This is a genomic window from Streptomyces sp. Mut1, from assembly GCF_030719295.1.
In the GTDB taxonomy this organism is placed as follows: domain Bacteria; phylum Actinomycetota; class Actinomycetes; order Streptomycetales; family Streptomycetaceae; genus Streptomyces; species Streptomyces castrisilvae.
The window spans coordinates 2253478-2269648 of the sequence record NZ_CP120997.1 but is presented as its reverse complement, the minus strand read 5'-3'; the positions used below and the strand labels follow the sequence as shown (position 1 = coordinate 2269648).

Below are 16171 nucleotides of genomic sequence, written 5' to 3'. Positions count from 1 at the left end.
TGTGACAGGCGAGGTGCTGACGGCGCTACGGGGATGTGGTTAACATCACGTTCACACGGCAATGATGCCGAGGGGTACCTCCCGCGACCTTGGGGCCACGGGGGAGTTACGGAGGTGTGCGACGTGCGGTCAGCCCTGGGACAACGCGCCATGAAGCTGCGTATCTGCGGCACCCGCACGCTGTGGGACGCCGTGGGCGACGGGGAGTTCTTCTGCCCCGGCTGCGGAGGCGACCGCAACTACCGCCGTCTCACCGGGCGTCGCCGCTTCACCGTGCTCGGCGTGCCGCTGCTGCGGCGCGGCACCGCGGGCCCGGTCGTCGAATGCGCCGCCTGCCACCAGCACTTCGACCCGGAGGCGCTCGACCACCCCACCACCACCCGGTTCTCCGCGATGCTCAGGGACGCCGTGCACACCGTGACCCTCGGCGTCCTCGCGGCCGGCGGCAGCACCTCCCGTACCGTCCTGGAGACCGCCGTCGAGACGGTGCGCGGCGCCGGATTCGACGACTGCACGGCGGAACAGCTCGCCACCGTCGTGGAGGTCCTGTCCGCCGACATCGGCCACGGTTCCGCGTTCGACCCCGCGGCCGAGGCCTGCGGCGCGGCCCTCGCCATCGAACTCCACGAGGCGCTGGAACCGCTCGCCCCGCACCTCGCCCCCGCCGGACGCGAATCGATTCTGCTCCAGGGCGCGCGGATCGCCCTCGCCGACGGGGCGTACAGCCCGGCCGAGCGCGAGGTGCTGACCACGGTCGGCGGGGCGCTGCGGCTCCGCGCCGAGGACACCGCCCGCCTCCTCGCCGCGGCGGCGCGTACGCCCTCCTGACCTTCGCCCCGCAACCGCCCGCTACTCCCCAGGGAGTAGCGGGCGCGCCGCACCCTCCCGGGCAGTAGCCGGGAAGTCGGCCTCCGGCGCGACGAAGCGCCCCCTCCCCGACGGGAGTCTGGACATGACCGGACACCCGTACGGAAGGGGGGCCTCCCATGAGGTCCGCAGCACAGGACAGTGGCGGACGGACGCGAACGGTGAGCCGGTGGCGGCTGCTGCCCTGGGCGGTCGTCGCGCTCTGGGCCGCCGCGATGGCCCTCGCGGGACCGTCGGCGGGCAGACTCGGGGACGTACAGGTCAACCGGGCCGTCGACTACCTCCCCGCGAGCGCCGACTCCACCCAGGTCGCCAGTATCCAGGACGCCCTGCCCGGCGGCGAGTCCACCGACCTCGTCCTCGTCTACCACCGCGACAGCGGGCTCACCGCCGCCGACCGCGCCCTCGCGGACCGGCAGACCGCCGAGGTGGCCGCCGGACACACCCTCGGCGCACCCCCGCGCGCCGTCCCGTCGAAGGACGGCACCACGCTGATGTACCCGGTCTCCACGACCGAGCCCGGACAGGACGACGAGGCCCGCACCGCGCTGGTCGACGACGTGCGCGAGACCGTCCGGGGCGGTGACGGGCTGTCCGTCGCGGTCGGCGGGCCCGGGGCGCTGACCGTGGACGCCCAGAAGGTCTACGGCTCGCTCGGCGGACCGCTGCTCTACACGACCGTCGCGGTCGTCGCGGTCCTGCTGATCCTCATCTACCGCAGCCCGCTGCTGTGGCTGGTGCCGCTCGGCGTCGCCGGTGTCGCCGACGCCCTGTCGATGGGAGTCGTCCACGCCCTCAACCGGGCCTTCGACGTCACCGTCACCGGCCAGAGCTCCGCCGTGATGACCATCCTCGTCTTCGGCGCGGGCACCGACTACGCCCTGCTGCTCGTCTCCCGCTACCGCGAGGAACTGACCCGCGCCGAACGCCCCCACGAGGCGATGGCGGCGGCGCTGCGCGGCTGCGGGCCCGCGGTCCTCGCCTCCTCAGGGACCGTCGCGGCGGGCCTGCTGTGCCTGCTGGCCGCCGATCTGAGCAGCAGCCGGGGAATGGGCCCCATCGCCGCCGTCGGCGTGCTGTGCGCGCTCCTGGCGATGCTGACGCTGCTGCCGGCCGTCCTGGTCCTGCTGGGCCGCCGGGTGTTCTGGCCGCTCGTGCCCGTGTACGGCTCCGAGCCGCGCCGCCGCTCGCTGTTCGCCGCCATGGGCGGCTCCGCCGGGCGCCGGCCCGTCGCCGTCCTCGTCACCGGCGGGGTCCTGCTGGGCGCGCTGTCGCTCGGGGTCCTCAACCTGCCCGGCGACCTCAAACAGGAGGACTCCTTCACCACGAAGCCGGACTCGGTCGCGGCCATGGCGACCCTCGCCGACGCCTACCCCGGCCGCTCCAGCCAGCCGATCGCCGTGACCACGCGCACCGAACGGGCCGCCGAGACGCTCGCGCAGGTCCGGGCCACCGAGGGCGTCGCCGCCGCCGAGCGGGGCCGCAGCGGCGGCGGCTGGACCGAGCTGTCCGTCACCGCCGCTGCCGCCCCCGAGTCCGCCGGCGAGAAGGCCACCGTCCTGGCCCTGCGCGAACGGCTGCCCGGCAGCCACGTAGGCGGGCCGGGCGCCCAGCAGATGGACCTGGAGACGGCAGGCACCCGGGACCTGAGGGTCGTCGTCCCGCTCGTCCTGCTCTCCGTCCTGCTCATCCTGATCGCCCTGCTGCGCAGCCTCGTCGCACCCCTGCTGCTCGTCGCCGCCGTCGTCGCGGTCTGGGGCGCCTCCCTCGGCATCGGCGGACTCCTCTTCGAACCGCTCCTCGGGCTCAAGGGCACCGACCCCGGACTGCCCCTGCTCTCCTTCGTCTTCCTGGTCGCCCTCGGCGTCGACTACGGCATCTTCCTGATGCACCGGGTCCGCGAAGAGGCCCGGCGCGGCGCCGAGCCCACCGAGGCCGCGCTCACCGCCCTGCGCACCACCGGCGGGGTCATCGCGTCGGCCGGGCTCGTCCTCGCCGCCACCTTCGCCGTCCTGACGAACATGCCGCTGGCCGGCCTCGTCGAAATGGGCTTCGTGATCGCCGTCGGCGTCCTCCTGGACACCTTCCTCGTCCGCACCTACCTGGTGACATCGGCGAGCGTGGCCCTGCAACGGAGGATCTGGTGGCCGGGCGCGCTCAGCCGCACCCCCGAAGCGCCCGCGCCCCGCGCACCGGAACCCGTCGAAGCCCCCTGACAGCGGTCCGCCCCGTACCGGAGGATGGCGACGTGCCCCCAGCCCCAGCCCCAGCCCCCGCCCCGAGCCGCCGTGACCGCGTCCTGGCCGTCGTCAACCGCGACCCCATGCGGGCGCCGCACCGCGAGCGCAACGACGCCCTGATCGCCGCGGGTGCCGGAGCGCTCTCCGCGGGTCTCGCGCTGTCCGCCGGCGGCGCCCACACGCTCGGGGCGGCGGGGTGGGCCCTGCTGCTGGGCAGCGCCGTTCCGCTTGCCTGGCGGCGGCACAGCCCCGTGCTGGTCCTGCTCGCCATGGTGCCGCTGCTGGCGCTCTACCATGGCGGCGACAACCTCCACTCGGCCCCGATGCCGCAGACCTGGATCGCGCTCTACACGGTGGCCGTGACCGGCCGCCCGCTGCGCACCCTGCTCGTCGGCATCGGCGTCACCTCCGTGATGGTGACGGTGGTGCTCGTGCTCAGTGCGCACGACGGGCTCGAACTGCTGCGGATCTCCGGGTGGATCGTCGCGGTGCTGTTCTGCGGGGTGGACGTGCGCATCTACCGCCAGTACGTCGCCTCGGTGCTGGAACGTGCCGAACGCGCCGAACGGACCCGGGAGGAGGAGGCCGGGCGGCGGGTCGCCGAGGAGCGGCTGCGGATCGCCCGCGATCTGCACGACCTCCTCGCGCACAGCATCACCCTCATCGGAGTGCAGACCTCGGTCGCCTCGCACATCCTGACCGTCGACCCGGACCGGCTGGACCGGCAGGCGGTGGCCGCGTCGCTGGACGACATAGCCGAGACCTGCCGGGAGGCCAGGGCGGAGCTCCGGACCACCCTCCAGGTGCTGCGCGGCACCGGGCAGGAGGGCGGGGACGGTACGGACCCGGAGGGCCCCCTACCCGACCTGGCCGCCCTGCCCGGCCTCGTACGGGCCGCCGAGGCGGCCGGGGCGCACGTCGGCCTCCAGGTCCGCACCCCGGCCGGCCGCCTCGCCCCGGCGATCGGAGCCGCCGCCTACCGGATCATCCAGGAGTCCCTGACGAACGCGGTACGGCACGCGGGCGCCGGGGCCCGTATCCGCGTCGTCGTGGAGCCCGCCGCCGGGGCGCTGCGGGTCACCGTCACCGACGACGGCACCGGTCCGGTGGACGACGGCTCCGCACCGGGGTTCGGGATCCTCGGAATGCGGGAACGCGCCCGCAGCACCGGGGGCACCCTGACCGCGGGACCCCGCCCCGGCGGCGGCTTCGAGGTCGCGGCCCTGCTGCCGTTCCCGCCCCCGCCCGAGGGAAACCAGGCACGACACCTCCCCGCGCACACACATGAACACGCACCGGAACGGGAAGCGGAGACCACCTCATGATCCGGGTACTGCTCGCGGACGACCAGACGCTCGTGCGGGCGGCGTTCGCCATGCTCGTCGGCTCCGACCCGGAGATGGAGGTGGTCGGGGAGGCCGCCACCGGCCTGGAGGCGGTCGCGCTCGCCCGCTCGGCGCGCGCCGACCTCGTCGTCATGGACATCCGGATGCCCGAACTCGACGGCATCGGGGCGACCCGGCTCATCGCCGCCGACGAGGACCTGGCCGGGGTGAAGGTGCTGGTCCTGACCACCTACGACACCGACGACCACATCGTCGAAGCGCTGCGCGCCGGCGCCTCCGGCTTCCTGGTCAAGGACACCCGGCCCGCCGACCTGCTCGCCGCGATCAGGACGGTGGCCGCGGGCGAGTCGCTGCTCTCGCCCGGCCCGACCGCCCGCCTCATCGCCCGGGTGCTCAGCGCCCCACGGGCCCCCGCCGGTCCGGGGCCCGGCGCCCTCGGCATGCTCTCCGAGCGCGAACGCCAGGTCCTCGCCCTGGTCGCGCGCGGCCTCAACAACACTGGGATCGCGGAGAGCCTCGGCCTCAGCCCGCTCACCGCCAAGACCCACGTCAGCCGGATCATGGGCAAGCTGCGCGCCCGGGACCGGGCCCAGCTGGTGATCGCCGCCTATGAATCGGGGCTGGTCGTGCCCGTGGGCGGCGGCGCCGGCGGAAGCTGAGCGGACCGGGTCGCGGGGGCGGGCCCGGTGCCCCGGGCCGCGTACCGGACAATGGACGCATGAGCTTGTTCCGGGACGACGGCGTGGTGCTGCGCACGCAGAAGCTGGGCGAGGCCGACCGGATCATCACGATACTGACCCGGGGCCACGGCCGGGTGCGGGCCGTCGCGCGCGGTGTGCGCCGCACCAAGTCCAAGTTCGGGGCCCGGCTGGAGCCGTTCTCCCATGTGGACGTGCAGTTCTTCGCGCGCGGCAGCGAACTGGTCGGGCGCGGGCTGCCGCTCTGCACCCAGAGCGAGACGATCGCCCCGTACGGCGGCGGGATCGTCACCGACTACGGGCGCTACACCGCGGGCACCGCGATGCTGGAGACCGCCGAGCGCTTCACCGACCACGAGGGCGAACCCGCGGTCCAGCAGTACCTGCTGCTGGTGGGCGGGCTGCGCACCCTGGCCCGGGGCGAGCACCAGCCGCATCTGATCCTGGACGCCTTCCTGCTGCGTTCCCTCGCCGTCAACGGCTACGCCCCGAGCTTCGTCGACTGCGCCCGCTGCGGGCTGCCGGGACCGAACCGCTTCTTCTCCGTCGCGGCGGGCGGCGTCGTATGCGGCGACTGCCGGGTGCCCGGCAGCGTCGTACCCTCGGCTGAGGCCGTCGCCCTGCTGAGCGCCCTGCTCACCGGCGACTGGGAGACGGCGGACGCGTGCGAGGCGCGTCACGCCAGGGAGGGGAGCGGGCTGGTGTCCGCGTATCTGCACTGGCATCTGGAGCGCGGGCTGCGTTCACTGCGGTACGTGGAAAAGTGACACAGGGAGACTGAGAAGCTCATGGCAGTACGCGGGATGCTCGGCGGCCGTAACCGGCGCGACTACAAGACCCCGGAGCCGCACCCGTCCGGTGCCGTGCCCCCGAAGATCCCCGGTGAGCTGGTGCCCAAGCACGTCGCCATCGTGATGGACGGCAACGGCCGCTGGGCCAAGGAGCGCGGTCTGCCGCGCACCGAGGGGCACAGGGTCGGCGAGGGCGTCGTCATGGACGTGCTCAAGGGCTGCATCGAGATGGGCGTCAAGAACCTCTCGCTGTACGCCTTCTCCACGGAGAACTGGAAGCGGTCCCCGGAAGAGGTGAAGTTCCTCATGAACTTCAACCGGGACGTCATCCGGCGCCGCCGTGACGAGATGGACGAGCTGGGCATCCGGATCCGCTGGGTGGGCCGCATGCCCAAGCTGTGGAAGTCCGTCGTCCAGGAGCTCCAGGTCGCTCAGGAGCAGACCAAGGACAACGACCGGATGACGCTGTACTTCTGCGTCAACTACGGCGGCCGGGCCGAGATCGCGGACGCCGCGCAGCGGATCGCTCAGGATGTCGCCGCCGGGCGGCTCGACCCGTCGAAGGTCAACGAGAAGACGTTCGCGAAGTACATCTACTACCCGGACATGCCGGACGTCGACCTGTTCGTGCGGCCCAGCGGTGAGCAGCGCACATCGAACTACCTGATCTGGCAGAGCGCGTACGCCGAGATGGTCTTCCAGGACGTGCTGTGGCCGGACTTCGACCGCCGCGATCTGTGGCGGGCCTGCCTGGAATTCGCCCAGCGGGACCGCCGGTTCGGCGGCGCCGAAGAGGTCGCGGCCTCCGGCAGCTGAGCAGCGGGCCCGGCGGGGGCGTACCACGCTGTACGCCCCCGCCGGGCCCGGATCACTTCACTTCTCGTTGCTCGCGCAGTCCGCGCAGGTGCCGAAGACCTCGACGGTGTGCGCCACGTTCACGAAGCCGTGCTGCGCCGCGATGGTCTCCGCCCACTGTTCGACCACCGGCCCCTCGACCTCGACCGCCTTGCCGCACATCCGGCAGACCAGATGGTGGTGGTGGTCGCCGGTCGAGCAGCGGCGGTAGACGGACTCGCCCTCCGTGGTGCGCAGGACGTCTACCTCGCCCGCGTCGGCGAGGGACTGCAGGGTGCGGTAGACCGTTGTCAGGCCGACCGAGTCCCCGCGGTGCTTGAGGACGTCGTGCAGCTCCTGGGCGCTGCGGAACTCGTCCACCTCGTCGAGCGCCGCCGCCACTGCTGCCCGCTGCCGGGTCGACCGGCCACGGACCGGAGCCGCGTTCGTACCACTGATCGGCGCCGTCGCCACAGGAGCCTCCTCGTGTCGCCCGTACATCTGTCGGGCCATTGTGCCAGCCCGCACCCCGCCGGAGAGGCCCCGGCGGTCAGACGCCGACGTCGTCCGGTGCCGGGCGGGCGGCCGGTACCTCCAGGGTGCACCGTTCCGCCGCCGTCTCGCTGCGCCGGGCCCGGCCGCGGGCCAGCGGGGCGGCGAGCACGGTGAGGGCGACGAAGACCCCGATCGCGAGCAGCACGATCGTCGCGCCGGGCGGGACGTCCTGGTAGTACGAGGTCACGGTGCCGGCCAGGGTGACGCCGACCCCGATGAGGACGGAGAGCACGAATGTCACCTTGAAGGACCGGGTGATCTGCTGCGCGGCGGCGACCGGGACGACCATGAGGGCGCTGACCAGGAGCAGCCCGACGACCCGCATCGCGACGGTGACGGTGACCGCGGCGGTGACCGCGATCAGCAGGTTCAGCACGCGCACCGGCAGACCGGTCACCCGGGCGAACTCCTCGTCCTGGCTGACGGCGAACAGCTGCCGCCGCAGCCCCACGGTCACCAGCAGGACGAACGCGGCGAGCAGCGAGATCGCGGTGATGTCCTCGGAGGAGACCGTGGACAGCGAGCCGAAGAGGTACGAGGTGAGGTTGGCGTTCGAGCCGGTGTCGGAGAGGTTGATCAGCAGGACACCGCCCGCCATGCCGCCGTAGAAGAGCATGGCCAGCGCGATGTCGCCGCGGGTGCGGCCGTACCAGCGGATCAGCTCCATGACGACCGCGCCCGCGACGGCGACGGCCGTGGCCATCCAGACCGGGCTGGTGGAGAGCAGGAAGCCGAGGCCGACGCCGGTCATGGCGATGTGCCCGATGCCGTCGCCCATCAGGGCCTGCCGGCGCTGCACCAGGTAGATGCCGACGGCGGGCGCGATGACGCCGACCAGCACGGCGGCGAGCAGGGCCCGCTGCATGAAGGGGGGTTCGAGGAATTCCATGATCAGCTCAGCAGTCCCGTCCGGACGGGCTCGGAAGCCGCGTGGGGGTGTACGTGGTCGTGGCCGGGCAGGGCGTGCTGCCCGACGGCCTTCGGGGGCGGCCCGTCGTGCATGACACACCCGTCGCGGAGCACGACCGCCCGGTCGATCAGGGGCTCCAGCGGGCCGAGCTCGTGCAGGACGAGGAGCACAGTGGCACCGGCCGCGACCTGTTCGCGCAGGGTGGCGGCGAGGATCTCCTGGCTGGCCAGGTCGACGCCCGCCATCGGCTCGTCCATGATCAGCAGCTCGGGCTCGGCGGCGAGCGCGCGGGCGATCAGCACGCGCTGGTGCTGGCCGCCGGAGAGGGCGCCGACCGAGTCCTTGGCGCGGTCGGCGAGGCCGACGAGCTCGATGGCCCGGTCCACGGCGGCGCGGTCGGCCTTGCGGGGCAGGCCCAGCCGGGTGCGGGACAGCCGCCCGGAGGCGACGACCTCGCGGATCGTGGCGGGCACGCCGCCGGCGGCCGTGGTGCGCTGCGGCACGTAGCCGACCCGGGCCCAGTCGCGGAAACGGCGCAGCGGGGTGCCGAAGAGCTCGACGGTGCCGCCGCTCAGCGGGACCTGGCCGATGACGGAGCGGACGGCGGTGGACTTGCCCGAGCCGTTGGCGCCGAGCAGGGCGACGACCTCGCCGCGGCGCACGGTCAGGTCGATGCCGCGCAGCACGGGGCGTGCCCCGAGGGTGGCGGTGGCGTCGCGGACGACGATCACGGGGTCGGGGGTGGTGCTCTGGGGCTCGGGCATGAGCGCCTCCGGTGCTGCTGCGCGGGTCGGGCCGAGGGGTTCGGTGGGGTCGTCGCTCACTTCGCGCCGAGCGCTGTGCGCAGGGCGGCGAGGTTGGACTTCATGACCTCGATGTAGTCATCGCCCTTGGAGGTGTCGGTGATTCCCTCCAGCGGGTCCAGGACGTCGGTCTTCAGCCCGGTGTCGCGGGCGACGGTCTTCGCCGTCTTGTCGCTGGCGAGCGTTTCGAAGAAGACGGTGGTGACCTTCTTCTCCTTCGCGATGGAGTGCAGGGCGCTGATGCGGGCGGGGCTGGGCTCGGCCTCGGGGTCGATGCCCGCGATGCCCTCCTGGGTGAGGCCGTAGCGCTCGGCCAGGTACCCGAAGGCGGAGTGGGTGGTGATGAAGGTCTTGGTCGCGGTGTCCTTCAGTCCCGTGCGGTACGCCGTGTCGAGTGCGCCGAGCTCCTTGACCAGGGCGGCGGTGTTCTCGCGGTAGTCCGCGGCGTGGTCCGGGTCGGTCTTCTCCAGGGACTTGCCGACGCCCTTGGCGACCTCGGTGTACTTCACCGGGTCCAGCCAGATGTGCGGGTCGGCGCCGGCCTCCTCGCCCTCGTGCTCGTGCGCGTCGTGGCCGTGCTCCTCGTCGCCGACCTCCGTGCCGTGGTCCTCCAGCGTGGTCAGCGTCGTGACGTCGAGGGTGTTCGAGGAGTCGGACTGCTTGATCGCGTCGTCCACGGCGGGCTGGATGCCCTTGAGGTAGAGGATGAAGTCGGCGTCGCCGAGGCCGCCGATCTGCCGGGGGCTGAGCTCCAGGTCGTGGGGTTCCACGCCGGGCTTGGTCAGGGTGGAGACGGAGACGTGGTCGCCGCCTATTCGCTCGGCCAGGAACTGCATCGGGTAGAAGGACGCCACCACGTCCAGCCGGTCGCCGTTCTTGTGGTCGGAGGCGTTGGAGGTCGAGCAGGCGGAGAGGGTGGTGAGCCCGAGGACGGCTGCGCCTGCGACGGCGGCGGTGGGTATGAGGCGGCGTACGTTCATGACAGTCATTTTCAACAAAAGTGGAAACGATTGTCAACAAGTCGGGTGGGGCGGCGGGCGCGGTGAGTGGCCGGCACCGGGCGAAGACGGCGGCTCCGGTACCGATTTGATCGAAGGGGCGTGCCCGCCGGTAATCTGGGCCATTCGCCCGCTCGTCTCCCGACCACCACCCCCACAGAGGCGCCCCGGGCCACCCTTGTCCAGTTTCCGTCGTCGTAATGAAGAGAGCACCGTGGCCGCCGACAAGATCGACTCCATCGTCAGCCTGAGCAAGCGCCGTGGCTTCGTCTACCCCTGCAGTGAGATCTACGGTGGTCAGCGCGCCGCCTGGGACTACGGGCCGCTGGGCGTCGAGCTCAAGGAGAACCTCAAGCGCCAGTGGTGGCGCTACATGGTCACCTCCCGCGAGGACGTGGTCGGCATCGACTCGTCGGTCATCCTGGCCCCCGAGGTGTGGGTGGCCTCCGGCCACGTCGCCACGTTCTCCGACCCGCTGACCGAATGCACCTCCTGCCACAAGCGCTACCGCGCGGACCACCTGGAGGAGGCGTACGAGGAGAAGCACGGCAAGCCGCCGGTCAACGGCCTGGCCGACCTCAACTGCCCCAACTGCGGCAACAAGGGCACCTTCACCGAGCCCAAGCAGTTCTCCGGCCTGCTCTCCACGCACCTCGGCCCGACCCAGGACTCCGGCTCCGTCGCGTACCTGCGCCCCGAGACCGCCCAGGGCATCTTCACCAACTTCGGCCAGGTGCAGCAGACCTCGCGCAAGAAGCCGCCGTTCGGCATCGCGCAGATGGGCAAGTCCTTCCGGAACGAGATCACTCCGGGCAACTTCATCTTCCGCACGCGCGAGTTCGAGCAGATGGAGATGGAGTTCTTCGTCAAGCCGGGCGAGGACGAGCAGTGGCAGGAGTACTGGATGGAGCAGCGCTGGAACTGGTACACCGGTCTCGGCCTGCGCGAGGAGAACATGCGGTGGTTCGAGCACCCGCAGGAGAAGCTCTCCCACTACTCCAAGCGCACCGCTGACATCGAGTACCGCTTCCGCTTCGGCGGCAGCGAGTGGGGCGAGCTGGAGGGTGTCGCCAACCGCACGGACTACGACCTCACGGCCCACTCCAAGGCCTCCGGCACGGACCTGTCCTTCTTCGACCAGGAGAAGAGCGAGCGCTACACCCCGTTCGTCATCGAGCCCGCGGCCGGTGTCGGCCGCGCGATGCTGGCCTTCCTCCTCGACGCCTACAGCGAGGACGAGGCGCCGAACGCCAAGGGCGTCATGGAGAAGCGCGCCGTGATGCGTCTCGACCCGCGCCTGGCGCCGGTCAAGGTCGCGGTCCTCCCGCTGTCCCGCAACGCGCAGCTCTCGCCGAAGGCCAAGGGCCTCGCCACGGACCTGCGGCAGAACTGGAACATCGAGTTCGACGACGCGGGCGCCATCGGCCGCCGCTACCGCCGCCAGGACGAGATCGGCACGCCGTTCTGCGTCACCGTCGACTTCGACACCCTCGACGACAACGCGGTCACCGTCCGCGAGCGCGACACGATGAAGCAGGAGCGCGTCTCCCTGGACCAGATCCAGGGCTACCTCGGCTCCCGCCTGCTCGGCTGCTGACGGCCGCATCCGCCGACCGGGGCCCCCGGTTCCGCGCCCGCCGCGGAGCCGGGGGCCCCGTGCGTCCGGAAAACGGGGTGAGGAGGGCGCCCCGTTTGGGTACCGTCATCCACATGTATTCGTTCTTCCAGATCTACGAGTGAGCGCGCGGCGGGCCCGACCACCCGCCGCCCCCCGTATCGATCCAGGGTCGCGACAGACCTCACTGAGACCAGGAATGGGAGAACCCCGTGGCCAAGAGCCGTAACAACCTCCTCGGCGTCGGCGGACAGCGCAAGAAGCTGTCCCGCACCGGGGCGCAGGGCGCCGGCCCCGCGCGCGACGCCGACCGCAGGACGGCCGCCGACCAGAAGCAGGAGCTGCTCCGCAAGATGCGGGAGCGGGCCACCGGTGTCGCCGAGCCGGAGACCCCGGACGCCGGCCAGGAGACCGCCCAGGAGCGCGAGACCCCGCAGGGGAGCGCCGGGCAGAGCTGAACCGTACGACGGAGCCCCGGCGGGCGAACCGCGCGGTCCGCCCGCCGGGGCTCCGGCTTTCCGGCAGAACCCGCCTCACCCCACCGCGCGCGGCAGCCGCAGGCTCAGCAGCGTCGTCAGGGCGACCGCCGCCAGCTGGACCAGCAGCGTGATGATCAGGGCGTCCCGCATCCCCGAGCCCGGCACCAGGGCCAGGAACAGCGAACCGAGCGTCGCCACGCCCAGCGTCAGCGCGGCCTGCTGGGTCGTCGTCATCACCCCGCCGCCCACCCCGGCCCGCTCCGGCGGCACATCGGACAGGACGATGCGGAACAGCACCGGCAGCTGGAGACCCTGGCCGAAACCGGCGACGGCCATCCCGGGCACCAGCCCGGCCGTCCCCAGGTCCGGCCAGCCGCGCCACACCGTGAGCGCGAGCACCACGACACCGGCCGCCTGCACCAGCCCGCCCGCCGTCACGACCCGGCTGCCGTAGCGCCGGACCAGCCGGGGACCGGCCAGCGAGGCCGCGAAGAAGGCCACCGCCATCGGGGCCATCGACAGCCCCGAGGCGGCCGGGCCCAGCTCAAGGCCCTGCTGGAGCGCCACCGCGATGACGAACATGAAGCCGCCGAAGCCCACCGAGAACGGCGCCACCAGCGCCAGCCCGCGCCGCAGCGATTCCAGCCGCAGCAGGCTCGGCGGCACCAGCGGGATCAGCCCGCGCCGGTCCGCCCGCCGCTCCACCCGGTAGAAGGCGCCCGCCGCGAACGGGAACAGCGCGAGCGACACCCAGGTCCACAGCGGCCAGCCCGCCGCCCGCCCCTCGGTGAGCGGGGCCAGCAGGGTCACCAGCGAGACGGCGAGCAGCAGCGTGCCCGGTACGTCGACGGGCGCCGGCCGCTCGGAACGGGTCTCCGGCACCGCGCGCGCCGCCAGCACCAGCCCGACCGCCGCCACCGGGACATTGACCAGGAACACCGAGCGCCAGCCCGCGCTCTCGCCGAACACCGACGACAGCGGCGCGGCGGCGACCAGCGCCCCGCCCAGGATCTGGCCCGCGACCATGGAGAGCCCGGCCGTCGCCCCGTACAGGCTCATCGCGCGGGCCCGGCGGTGGCCCGAGGTGGCCGCCTGGATGGTGGCGAGCACCTGCGGCAGCATCAGGGCCGCCGCCGCGCCCTGCGCCACGCGCGCCCCGACCAGGGACCAGGCGTCCGGCGCGAGCCCGCAGGCCAGGGAGGTCAGCCCGAAGGCCGCCATGCCGGTCAGGAAGAGCCGGCGCCGGCCCGCCATGTCGCCGAGCCGCCCGCCGAGGACGAGCAGCACGGCGTAGGAGAGCCCGTAGCCCGCGACGACCAGTTCCAGCAGGGCGGGGCCCGCCGCCAGGTCGTGGTCGATGGTGGGCAGGGCGACGTTGACGATGAAGAAGTCGATCAGGGGCAGGGCCGCGCCCAGCAGCACGGTGAACAGCCCCAGCGCCCCGAGCGCCGGGGCGGGGTGGTCGTGCCGTGGCACCGGAGACGCGGTGGGGCCTGATGTTGTCGTGCGTACAGATGGCGTGCGTACAGAGGAATCACTCACGACAGCGACTCTCGCTCCAGCCGGAGCCTGGTACCAGAGTGTCTTTATCCTGGTACAAGTACCACCTGGAACAGCCCGCCTCTTACCCGCGGAACCTGGAATCGGCCCGGTCCGTCCCGCACCCTGGAGGAATGACGACGATGGCGACCCCGGCCGCGCGGACGGCCGCCCCCGGCCGCAGCGAGCCCGAGATCCGGCGGCACGAACTCGCGAACTTCCTGCGCAGCCGCCGCGAACGCATCACCCCCGAGCAGGTCGGGCTCGTCCGGGGCCGCCGCCGGCGCACGCCGGGGCTGCGCCGCGAGGAGGTCGCCCAGCTCTCCGCCGTCGGCGTGACCTGGTACACCTGGCTCGAACAGGCCAGGGACATCCAGGTCTCGCCCCAGGTCCTCGACGCGCTCGCCCGCGCCCTGCTGCTGGACCGCAGCGAGCGCAGCCACCTCTTCTCGCTGGCGGGCGCCGCCGACCCCGCGCCCGGCACCGACTGCCCGCACATCACCCCGGCCCTGCGCGCCATGCTGCGGCAGCTGGAGCCGATCCCCGCCTGCGTGCAGAACAGCCGGTACGACATCCTCGCCCACAACCGCACCTACGGGCGGCTGCTCTGCGACATGGACGCGGTCGCCCCCGAGGACCGCAACGTCATGCTGCTCGCCTACACGAACGAGCAGTGGCGCTCCTCGGTCATGGACACCGCCGAGGTCGCCCGCTATCTGACCGCCAAATTCCGCGCGTCGATGGCCGACCACCTCGCCGAGCCCTCCTGGAAGGATCTGCTGGGGCGGCTGGAGGCGGCCTCACCGGAATTCCGCGAGAACTGGGCCCGGCACGAGGTCGTGGGGGCCGGCAGCCGCTCGAAGATCTTCCGCAACGCTTGGGTGGGCCTGCTCCGCGTGGAGACCACCGACCTCTGGCTCGGCCCGGCGGCAGGACCCCGGCTGGTCAGCTACGCCCCCCGGGACGAGGAGACCCGCGAGCGCCTGGAGCGCCTTCAGGAACTGGTCCGCGCCGCCGAGGACTGAGCGGCGGACAGCGCGTCCATGTCCCCGGTCCCGGGCTCCGCGAGGCGTTCGGCGGTCCGGCGGGCCGTGTCCCGCGCCCAGCGTCCGCTGCTCAGCGCCCCGACCAGCAGGACGCACAGCCCGCAGCCGGTCACGATCCACCAGCCGGGCCTGCTCGCCGCCACGAAGCCGTCCGTCGCGCCGGCCGAGGAGCCCGCGCCGCTCATGCCCGCCGCGAGGGCCGCGCCGATCACGGCGACGCCGAGGGTCTGCCCGATCTGCCGGCTGGTGGAGGCGACGGCCGCCGCCACGCCCGCCTGGGAGCGCGGCATGCCGGAGACCGCGGTGTTGGTGATGGGCGCGTTCACCATGCCGAAGCCCAGGCCGAACAGCACATAGGCGGCGAACATCGAGACCGTGCCGGTCTCCGCGTCGAACGCCGCGAGCATCAGTCCGCTCACCGCCATCGCGCAGCCCGCGACCAGCAGCGGGATGCGCGGCCCGCGCGCGGCCACGAGCCGCCCCGAGAGCGGCGCCAGAACGCAGACCATGGCCGCCATCGGCAGCGTGTACAGACCGGCCTCCAGCGCGCTCAGCCCCCGGACGTCCTGGAGGTAGAGGGTGTTGAGGAAGAGGAATCCGCCGAGACCGGCAAAGGCGCTGACCGCGATGACGGTGGCCCCGCTGAACGGGGCGCTGTGGAAGAACCGCAGGTCGATCAGGGGGTCCGTGCGCCGGGGCTCGTACACCAGCAGACCGGCCAGGGAGGCCGCCGCGAGCGAGGCGAACAGCAGGATCTCGGCGGAGACCCAGCCCTTCTGCGGGGCCTCGATGATCGCGTACGTCAGCGAACCCAGGAGCGTGATCACCAGGAGCTGCCCCACCGGGTCCGGGCGGCGGGCCCGGTGGGCGCGCGACTCGGGGACGTAGCGCCAGGTCAGCAGCAGGGCGGCGATGCCGACCGGCAGGTTGACCCAGAAGATCGACCGCCAGCCCACCGAGTCGACCAGGATGCCGCCGGCCACCGGGCCCGCCGCCATCGAGATGCCGACGACACCGCCCCAGACCCCGATGGCGCGGGCGCGCTCACGGGGGTCGGTGAAGGTGTTGGTGATGATCGACATCGCCACCGGGTTGAGCATGGAGCCGCCGACGGCCTGCACCATCCGGAAAGCGATCAGCGCCTCCAGGTTCGGCGCCAGCGAACAGAGCGCCGAGCCCAGCGTGAACAGGACGAGCCCCGCCATGAAGACCTTGCGCCGGCCGATCCGGTCGGCGGTGGAGCCCGCGAGCATCAGCAGGGATGCGAGGACGAGCGTGTACGCGTCGATCGTCCACTGCATCCCCGCGACGCTCGCGTCCAGCTCCCGGCGCATGGCGGGCAGGGCGACGTTCAGGGCGGTGGTGTCGAGGCTGACGATCAGCAGACTCATGCAGCAGATCGCCAGCACCAGCATCCGCCGCCGGTGGCTGAGCTCAGGCATTCATCGAT

15 protein-coding genes are annotated in these 16171 nt (G+C 72.6%); 9 read left to right on the top strand and 6 right to left on the bottom strand.

Features of this window, described 5'->3' with window-relative positions:
* Positions 1 to 150: 150 nt before the first annotated feature.
* From P8A18_RS09715 to P8A18_RS09690, 6 genes are all read left to right on the top strand, one after another.
* Entirely contained in the window at positions 151 to 828 is a 678-nt protein-coding gene (locus tag P8A18_RS09715) for a TerB family tellurite resistance protein (RefSeq protein WP_018551665.1), read from the top strand.
* 158 nt (positions 829 to 986) lie between these two features.
* Positions 987 to 3083, top strand: a complete 2097-nt coding sequence (locus P8A18_RS09710) for an MMPL family transporter (RefSeq protein WP_306053466.1) — start codon at positions 987 to 989, stop codon at positions 3081 to 3083.
* A gap of 107 nt (positions 3084 to 3190) precedes the next feature.
* Positions 3191 to 4432, top strand: coding sequence for a sensor histidine kinase (locus P8A18_RS09705; RefSeq protein WP_306060786.1), 1242 nt, complete (start codon positions 3191 to 3193; stop codon positions 4430 to 4432).
* Positions 4429 to 5112: a response regulator gene (locus P8A18_RS09700; protein WP_306053465.1), complete on the top strand. Its 684-nt coding sequence runs from the start codon at positions 4429 to 4431 to the stop codon at positions 5110 to 5112. The genes P8A18_RS09705 and P8A18_RS09700 overlap by 4 nt, the downstream gene beginning before the upstream one ends.
* A 59-nt stretch (positions 5113 to 5171) precedes the next feature.
* On the top strand, positions 5172 to 5918 hold the full coding sequence (gene recO, locus P8A18_RS09695) for a DNA repair protein RecO (protein WP_018551669.1): 747 nt from the start codon (positions 5172 to 5174) through the stop codon (positions 5916 to 5918).
* Positions 5919 to 5939: 21 nt separating this feature from the next.
* Entirely contained in the window at positions 5940 to 6758 is an 819-nt protein-coding gene (locus tag P8A18_RS09690) for an isoprenyl transferase (protein WP_306053464.1), read from the top strand.
* 57 nt (positions 6759 to 6815) lie between these two features.
* Here P8A18_RS09690 and P8A18_RS09685 read toward each other — a convergent pair whose 3' ends face one another.
* The 4 genes from P8A18_RS09685 to P8A18_RS09670 all read right to left on the bottom strand — a co-directional run bounded on the left by P8A18_RS09685 (position 6816) and on the right by P8A18_RS09670 (position 10024).
* Positions 6816 to 7250, bottom strand: a complete 435-nt coding sequence (locus tag P8A18_RS09685) for a Fur family transcriptional regulator (RefSeq protein ID WP_018551671.1) — start codon at positions 7248 to 7250, stop codon at positions 6816 to 6818.
* Between the two features lie 76 nt (positions 7251 to 7326).
* The gene (locus P8A18_RS09680) at positions 7327 to 8220 is read right to left on the bottom strand and encodes a metal ABC transporter permease (protein ID WP_018551672.1); all 894 of its coding nucleotides are present in this window, start codon (positions 8218 to 8220) and stop codon (positions 7327 to 7329) included.
* Between the two features lie 2 nt (positions 8221 to 8222).
* On the bottom strand, positions 8223 to 9005 hold the full coding sequence (locus tag P8A18_RS09675) for a metal ABC transporter ATP-binding protein (protein ID WP_306053463.1): 783 nt from the start codon (positions 9003 to 9005) through the stop codon (positions 8223 to 8225).
* A gap of 56 nt (positions 9006 to 9061) precedes the next feature.
* Positions 9062 to 10024, bottom strand: a complete 963-nt coding sequence (locus P8A18_RS09670; protein WP_306053462.1) for a metal ABC transporter substrate-binding protein — start codon at positions 10022 to 10024, stop codon at positions 9062 to 9064.
* A gap of 232 nt (positions 10025 to 10256) precedes the next feature.
* Here P8A18_RS09670 and P8A18_RS09665 point away from each other — a divergent pair, with 232 nt between their 5' ends.
* Together P8A18_RS09665 and P8A18_RS09660 are read left to right on the top strand one after the other, a co-directional pair.
* A complete protein-coding gene (locus tag P8A18_RS09665) occupies positions 10257 to 11639 on the top strand; it encodes a glycine--tRNA ligase (protein ID WP_306053460.1) in 1383 nt (460 codons plus the stop codon).
* A 230-nt stretch (positions 11640 to 11869) separates the two neighbouring features.
* Entirely contained in the window at positions 11870 to 12115 is a 246-nt protein-coding gene (locus tag P8A18_RS09660) for a DUF6243 family protein (protein WP_306053458.1), read from the top strand.
* Between the two features lie 75 nt (positions 12116 to 12190).
* On the opposite strand, the gene P8A18_RS09655 is transcribed toward P8A18_RS09660, so the two are convergent.
* Positions 12191 to 13612 carry an MFS transporter gene (locus tag P8A18_RS09655; protein ID WP_306053457.1) on the bottom strand — a complete coding sequence of 474 codons (1422 nt, stop codon included), beginning with the start codon at positions 13610 to 13612 and terminating at the stop codon, positions 12191 to 12193.
* Positions 13613 to 13809: 197 nt separating this feature from the next.
* Here P8A18_RS09655 and P8A18_RS09650 point away from each other — a divergent pair, with 197 nt between their 5' ends.
* A complete protein-coding gene (locus tag P8A18_RS09650) occupies positions 13810 to 14700 on the top strand; it encodes an MmyB family transcriptional regulator (protein ID WP_026249623.1) in 891 nt (296 codons plus the stop codon).
* On the opposite strand, the gene P8A18_RS09645 is transcribed toward P8A18_RS09650, so the two are convergent.
* Positions 14670 to 16163, bottom strand: a complete 1494-nt coding sequence (locus P8A18_RS09645) for an MFS transporter (protein ID WP_306053455.1) — start codon at positions 16161 to 16163, stop codon at positions 14670 to 14672. The genes P8A18_RS09650 and P8A18_RS09645 overlap by 31 nt on opposite strands.
* Positions 16164 to 16171: the final 8 nt, after the last annotated feature.

Excerpts from the sequence above, each read along its gene's own strand:
- P8A18_RS09650 (WP_026249623.1), top strand. The coding sequence starts at position 13,810 with ATGACGACGATGGCGACCCCGGCCGCGCGGACGGCCGCCCCCGGCCGC.
- recO (WP_018551669.1), top strand. The coding sequence starts at position 5,172 with ATGAGCTTGTTCCGGGACGACGGCGTGGTGCTGCGCACGCAGAAGCTG.
- P8A18_RS09715 (WP_018551665.1), top strand. The coding sequence starts at position 151 with ATGAAGCTGCGTATCTGCGGCACCCGCACGCTGTGGGACGCCGTGGGC.
- P8A18_RS09705 (WP_306060786.1), top strand. The coding sequence starts at position 3,191 with ATGCGGGCGCCGCACCGCGAGCGCAACGACGCCCTGATCGCCGCGGGT.
- P8A18_RS09645 (WP_306053455.1), bottom strand. The coding sequence starts at position 16,163 with ATGCCTGAGCTCAGCCACCGGCGGCGGATGCTGGTGCTGGCGATCTGC.
- P8A18_RS09675 (WP_306053463.1), bottom strand. The coding sequence starts at position 9,005 with ATGCCCGAGCCCCAGAGCACCACCCCCGACCCCGTGATCGTCGTCCGC.
- P8A18_RS09710 (WP_306053466.1), top strand. The coding sequence starts at position 987 with ATGAGGTCCGCAGCACAGGACAGTGGCGGACGGACGCGAACGGTGAGC.
- P8A18_RS09690 (WP_306053464.1), top strand. The coding sequence starts at position 5,940 with ATGGCAGTACGCGGGATGCTCGGCGGCCGTAACCGGCGCGACTACAAG.
- P8A18_RS09670 (WP_306053462.1), bottom strand. The coding sequence starts at position 10,024 with ATGAACGTACGCCGCCTCATACCCACCGCCGCCGTCGCAGGCGCAGCC.
- P8A18_RS09680 (WP_018551672.1), bottom strand. The coding sequence starts at position 8,220 with ATGGAATTCCTCGAACCCCCCTTCATGCAGCGGGCCCTGCTCGCCGCC.
- P8A18_RS09700 (WP_306053465.1), top strand. The coding sequence starts at position 4,429 with ATGATCCGGGTACTGCTCGCGGACGACCAGACGCTCGTGCGGGCGGCG.